General features: G+C 60.5%; 4 protein-coding genes and 2 pseudogenes. 3 read left to right on the top strand and 3 right to left on the bottom strand.

Annotated features, from left to right (window positions below):
• A pseudogene (locus tag ACRXB1_RS29485) lies at positions 1-146 on the top strand (energy transducer TonB); the annotation flags it as partial.
• Between the two features lie 77 nt (positions 147-223).
• Here the strand turns inward: ACRXB1_RS29485 and ACRXB1_RS29480 are convergent.
• Positions 224-418, bottom strand: a complete 195-nt coding sequence (locus ACRXB1_RS29480; protein ID WP_062169541.1) for a hypothetical protein — start codon at positions 416-418, stop codon at positions 224-226.
• A 49-nt stretch (positions 419-467) separates the two neighbouring features.
• Between ACRXB1_RS29480 and ACRXB1_RS29475 the strand changes: the two genes are divergently transcribed.
• Positions 468-1,724 (top strand): MFS transporter, encoded by a 1,257-nt coding sequence (locus ACRXB1_RS29475; protein WP_305954609.1) that lies wholly within the window; start codon positions 468-470, stop codon positions 1,722-1,724.
• Positions 1,725-1,739: 15 nt separating this feature from the next.
• On the opposite strand, the gene ACRXB1_RS29470 is transcribed toward ACRXB1_RS29475, so the two are convergent.
• Positions 1,740-2,873 (bottom strand): OpgC domain-containing protein, encoded by a 1,134-nt coding sequence (locus tag ACRXB1_RS29470; RefSeq protein WP_449494036.1) that lies wholly within the window; start codon positions 2,871-2,873, stop codon positions 1,740-1,742.
• A 630-nt stretch (positions 2,874-3,503) separates the two neighbouring features.
• Here ACRXB1_RS29470 and ACRXB1_RS29465 point away from each other — a divergent pair.
• Positions 3,504-4,892, top strand: coding sequence for a chloride channel protein (locus tag ACRXB1_RS29465; protein WP_086383362.1), 1,389 nt, complete (start codon positions 3,504-3,506; stop codon positions 4,890-4,892).
• Between the two features lie 192 nt (positions 4,893-5,084).
• On the opposite strand, the pseudogene ACRXB1_RS29460 reads toward ACRXB1_RS29465, so the two are convergent.
• Positions 5,085-5,281, bottom strand: a pseudogene (locus ACRXB1_RS29460) (YXWGXW repeat-containing protein); the annotation flags it as partial.

Raw genomic sequence — 5,281 nt, 5'->3', positions numbered from 1 at the left:
TCCGGGCCTCGCCGTTGCCCGCACCGCCCACGCGCCTGCTCGATGGCAACGGCCACCTCGAACTCTTCGAAGGCTGGCTTTTCAACGACAACGGCCAGTTCCAGCTAAGGAGCGCGCATTCGCCGCAGGCAACGACCATCGACTGAGGGAACTTTCATTGCACTTCGGGAAACACTTCCTTGCTCGTCGCCACGCACGGTCGTTATAATTTTCGATACCCCCGTTACACCGGTTGGCCGGCCATGCCGGTCACGCCATTGCCGCCGCCCATCCAGCGCCTGTGCAATGCGCCCCGCCCGCTCGATACCACGCCGCACCCGCGCGCCGTTCGACGCAGTCTGCCTGCCTTGTTTGCCTTTATAAAATGTCCCGCGGCGCGGTTGAGAATCGCGCGCGATGGGCAAAACGGAGACGCCATGTCGTCAGCTTCATCCTCACTGCCTGCATCGCCCGCCAGCGATGCCAAAATGAGCAGTTCCCGCGTCATTTTCGCGAGTTTTATAGGTACGGCGATCGAGTTTTACGACTTCTACGTCTACGCTACCGCCGCCGCGCTCGTGATCGGCCCGGTCTTTTTTCCGCATAGTTCGCCCGCCGCGCAGGCGTTGTCGGCGTTCGTCACGTTCGGCATTGCGTTTATCGCGCGCCCGATCGGTTCGTTCGTGTTCGGCCATTTCGGCGACCGGATCGGACGAAAATCGACGCTGGTTGCATCGCTACTGGTGATGGGCGTTTCCACGACGCTGATCGGCTTCGTGCCGGGATATGCGTCCATTGGCAGCCTCGCGCCCGTGCTGCTGTGCATCCTGCGTTTCGGGCAAGGCATTGGCCTCGGCGGCGAATGGGGCGGTGCGGCGCTGCTCGCGACCGAATACGCCCCGCAAAACAAACGCGGCTGGTTCGGGATGTTCCCGCAACTGGGGCCGTCGGTGGGGTTCCTGGCATCGAACGGCTTGTTCTTCGGCCTGGCGCTGTCTCTCACCGACGAACAATTCCGCAGTTGGGGCTGGCGCGTGCCGTTCATTGTCAGCGCCGTGCTGGTGGGGCTTGGACTCTACGTGCGCCTGAAAATCGCGGAAACGCCGGCGTTTCGCGCGGCCATGGAAAAGCACGAACGCGTGCGCATGCCTGTTGCGACGCTGCTCAGCCGCTATCTTGGGCCGACGCTGCTTGGTGCCATTGCGATGATCGTCTGCTACACGCTCTTCTACATCTCGACGGTTTTTTCGCTGTCGTACGGCGTCTCGACGCTGCATTTCACGCGCGAGAAATTCCTGGGCCTGTTGTGCTTCGCGGTGATCTTCATGGCGATCGCCACGCCGCTTTCGGCGCTCGCAAGCGACAAATTCGGCCGTCGGCCGGTCCTGATCGTCGGTTGCATTGCCGCGATCCTTTCCGGGTTCACCATGGCGCCCTTGCTTGGCAGCGGCAACACGTTCGCAGTCGCGCTGTTCCTGACCATCGAGCTATTTTTGATGGGCGTGACGTTTGCCCCGATGGGCGCGCTCTTGCCCGAGCTGTTCCCGACCAACGTGCGCTACACCGGGGCGGGCGTGGCGTACAACCTCGGCGGGATTCTGGGTGCGTCGGTGGCGCCGTATATCGCGCAATTGCTGGCGAATCGCGGCGGGCTGACGTGGGTTGGCGGTTACGTTTCCGCGGCGGCCGCACTCAGCTTGATCGGCGTCCTGTGCATGCGTGAGACGCGCGGGATCAAGCTCTGACGCTGCTTCGACGTTTTATCGATCCCGCCGGTTGGTTGCATGCGCCGGCACGGCGGGATGTTTGGGCACGCGGTTGAGCTGGGCGGCCTTCCGGTCGCGCCAGAATGCCGCGAGCCAGATCAGCGTGCCGATAGCAATGGCGTCGCCGGTCAGCCCGGCCATCCATTGGTACGATCCGAGCGATACGACGCGCAACGCGGAATCAATGACCAGCGACATGCAAGCGCCGGCAATAAAACACACGAGCCCCTGCTTGCCGACGTTCACCACGCTCGGCAAAGCCTGCGCGAGCGATCGAATCCACCCTGCATGCACGGCCTGCGCGAACAGCCACGCAACCACCACAAAACTCACGATGCGCAGCGTCGCGAGGTTCTGCTTCATGTATCCCGGCGGCGCTTGCGTCTCAAGGAACAGCTTGGCGAATGCGAACGTCAGGAACACCACGATCGCGGCGCGCGTCAGCCAACGCGCCGTTTTCGAGCTGTGGAATTCGGCGCTGATCGGCTGAACCCGCGAAAGCAGGCCCAGCACGAACATCAATTGCCAAGCGAACGGGTTGAACGACCAGCCCTCGGCGTAGGCTGAAGGCAGCCACTGCGCAAGCGATGACGCGAACAGCCACATGCCCAGACTGCCGAACAGCACGACAACGGGCTTTTTCTCCGCAAGCGGCACGACGAACGGCACGGCGAGCGCGAACATGGCGTACATCGGCAGAACCGACGACAAATACGGCTGATGCCGCAACGTGGCGATATCGAAGGAAAGGCTGAGCGGCCGGGCGAGGAAAGCCGGCCATTCGGTGATTTGCAGCATGGGGGTGTCAATGCGCATCCACATCAGCAGCGCGCCGCCTAATAGCATCATGACCGCGGTGAACAGATATGCACGATAGATCTCCCAGCTCCGCTTCAAGAAGCGCCGGAGCGCGGCCGAATGGCTGCGGTTCGATTCAATCGATGTATAAGCCGCCGCCGATGCATAGCCGCCCAAAAATACAAACACCTCAGCGGAATCGCAGAATGCATAGCTGTGCAGCGTGAAGCGCGACAGGACGCTTCCCGAAATGTGGTCAACGGCAATGACAAGTAGCACGAGCCCCCGGAAAAAATCAACTTCGAGGGAGCGGCGATTCGGGAAACTCATGGGTGCGACTCCGTGGAAACAACGTGTCTGCGACAACGCCAAAGGTTCAAATTCAGGTTCAACCTGCAGATGCGGGTTAGTACTGAACGCGTTTGGAAAATTCCCGTCAGATCATTCACTTACAGCGGGAAAGGTGCGTCACACAAACTCGCTGTGACAATCGCAACTTGCGTACCGGCCCGAGCTGCCTATACTCAAACAAACCTTGAACAGATTTGAGGCTAATTGTGGCAGTAGCGCTCGGCGGTATTGAGCGAGTCCACTGCCGCCAAGTCGTTCGTATTGACTCACGCTCTGGAAAAATTCCACGCACGGTTTGAATTAAGTACCACCGTTCGTTCCGGGTTTCTCTAACACTAGTCGATAATTCTTTCATTAACCTGCGCGTCTGTTCAAACGTTTGCGCATTATACAAACGCCTGAACCTAATATTACTTTTTACTTTCGATCTTCTCTCCGCTCTCGCCACCCCGACGAGAGTGTTTATGGGACGCAGGCACTAGGCCAGCGTCCCATTTTTCTTTGCGGTCCGAATCGATATAACCCTTTTAAGCGGATTAAATTCGGAGCTGTTACACGCGTCGTTATAATCATGCCTTTGCCGACAGCCGGTCGCATGGCTCATTGCCTATGAATCGCAGGTTCAGTTCCCTCCCCCGGCTGACCGTCCGCCGCGCACGCAGTCTCTGGTATCGGTACGGCATTTTCTGGGTCGGCGCGATTGTGGTCGGGCTGGTCGCGGTGCTTTACGCGCGTTTGATCGACTGGGGGTACAACACCTTCCGCGCGCTTCAGCACGAGCACGTCTGGCTTCCGCTCATTCTCACCCCGGCTGTCGCCGCGTTGTCCGTCTGGCTCACGCGCAAGTTTTTTCGCGGCTCGGAAGGCAGCGGCATTCCTCAGGTCATCGCGGTATTGCACAGTCCGCCGGGACTGGGAACGCGGTTGTTGTCGCCGGGAATCGTGGTCGCCAAGGTCGGCATCTCCTTTCTCGCGATCCTCGGCGGCTTCACCATCGGTCGTGAAGGGCCGACCGTACAGGTCGGAGCGGCGCTCATGTACAACCTGCGCCGCCTCTTTCCGAGATCCAACGCGCGCATCGAACGGCAACTGGTGCTCGCGGGCGCGGCGGCGGGGTTATCGGCTGCGTTCAATACGCCGCTTGCCGGTATCGTGTTCGCAATCGAAGAACTCACGCGCAGCTTCGAAGCGCGCACGAGCGGCGTGCTGATCACTGCCATCATCCTCGCGGGGATCGTCGCCCTTGGGCTGAACGGGAATTACACGTACTTCGGGACCATCGAAGTCGGTGCACATTTTCCCAAGCTCCTTGCGCTCGCCGTATTGTTGACGGCGATCGTGACGGGTATTGCGGGTGGCGTGTTCTGCTGGCTGCTGCTGAATACGTCGAAATGGATTCCAGCGCGCCTGCGCGAATTGCATGCATCGAAGCCGGTCGTCTTCGCGATGATATGCGGCTTCATCATCGCCATCGTCGGGGTTGTCTCGGGCGGCACCACGTTCGGCAGCGGTTACGCCGAAGCACGTGGTCTGCTGGAAGGCCACGAACAACTCTCGGTGTTTTATCCGCTGCTCAAGATGGTATCGATGATCGGGTCATATCTGCCCGGCATTCCCGGCGGCATCTTCGCGCCGTCGCTGTCGATTGGCGCCGGTTTCGGCAACGTGCTGCATATGGTCTTCGGCGACATGCAGTTGTCGATGCTCATCGCCCTCGGCATGGTCGGCTATCTTGCGGCCGTCACGCAGTCGCCGATCATGTCGTTTGTAATTGTCATGGAGATGATCAACGGCCACGCGCTCGTGATTTCACTGATGGGGACGGCGCTGATCGCAAGCCGCGTATCGCGCTTCTTCGCGCCGCCGCTTTACGAGGCGCTCGCCGAGCGTTATATGACGCCGTTGCCGGTGCCTGTGCCCAAGGCATCGCCGGAAGTGCCAGAAGAGCCTGAAGAACCCGAGGAACCCGCCGATGCAGAAGCGCCGGCCGTCAAATAAAACTCAATACACGTAGACACGCGCGGCCGGCCGGTATGCATAGGAATGGGCCGGCACGACGATACAACCGCCAAGCAGCGTCGCCAGCAAGGTGATGATCAGAAGCTTCGTTTTCATGTGTTGCTCCGGTATGCGGGCGGCGGCTTTGCGGCCGCCCATCGCTTCAAAGGGCTACGTCAAAGCCGGTCGACCTCAGGCCCAATGCCCCTGCATATAACGCCACGCGCCGCGATGTGCGATCCAGTGCCCCGGCACCCAGTGATACCCCACGCGCTCAACCTGCCAATGCCCCGGGTTCCACATGTACTGGCCGTGCTCCCAGCGCCAGTGACCCTGATCCCACACGTATCCGACACGCGCCGGCGGCACCGCCTCCATGTGCACGGGCA

Source organism: Caballeronia sp. M23-90 (genome assembly GCF_053574605.1).
The sequence above is the reverse complement of the archived record's forward strand: the minus strand, read 5'-3'. Positions and strand labels throughout refer to the sequence as shown.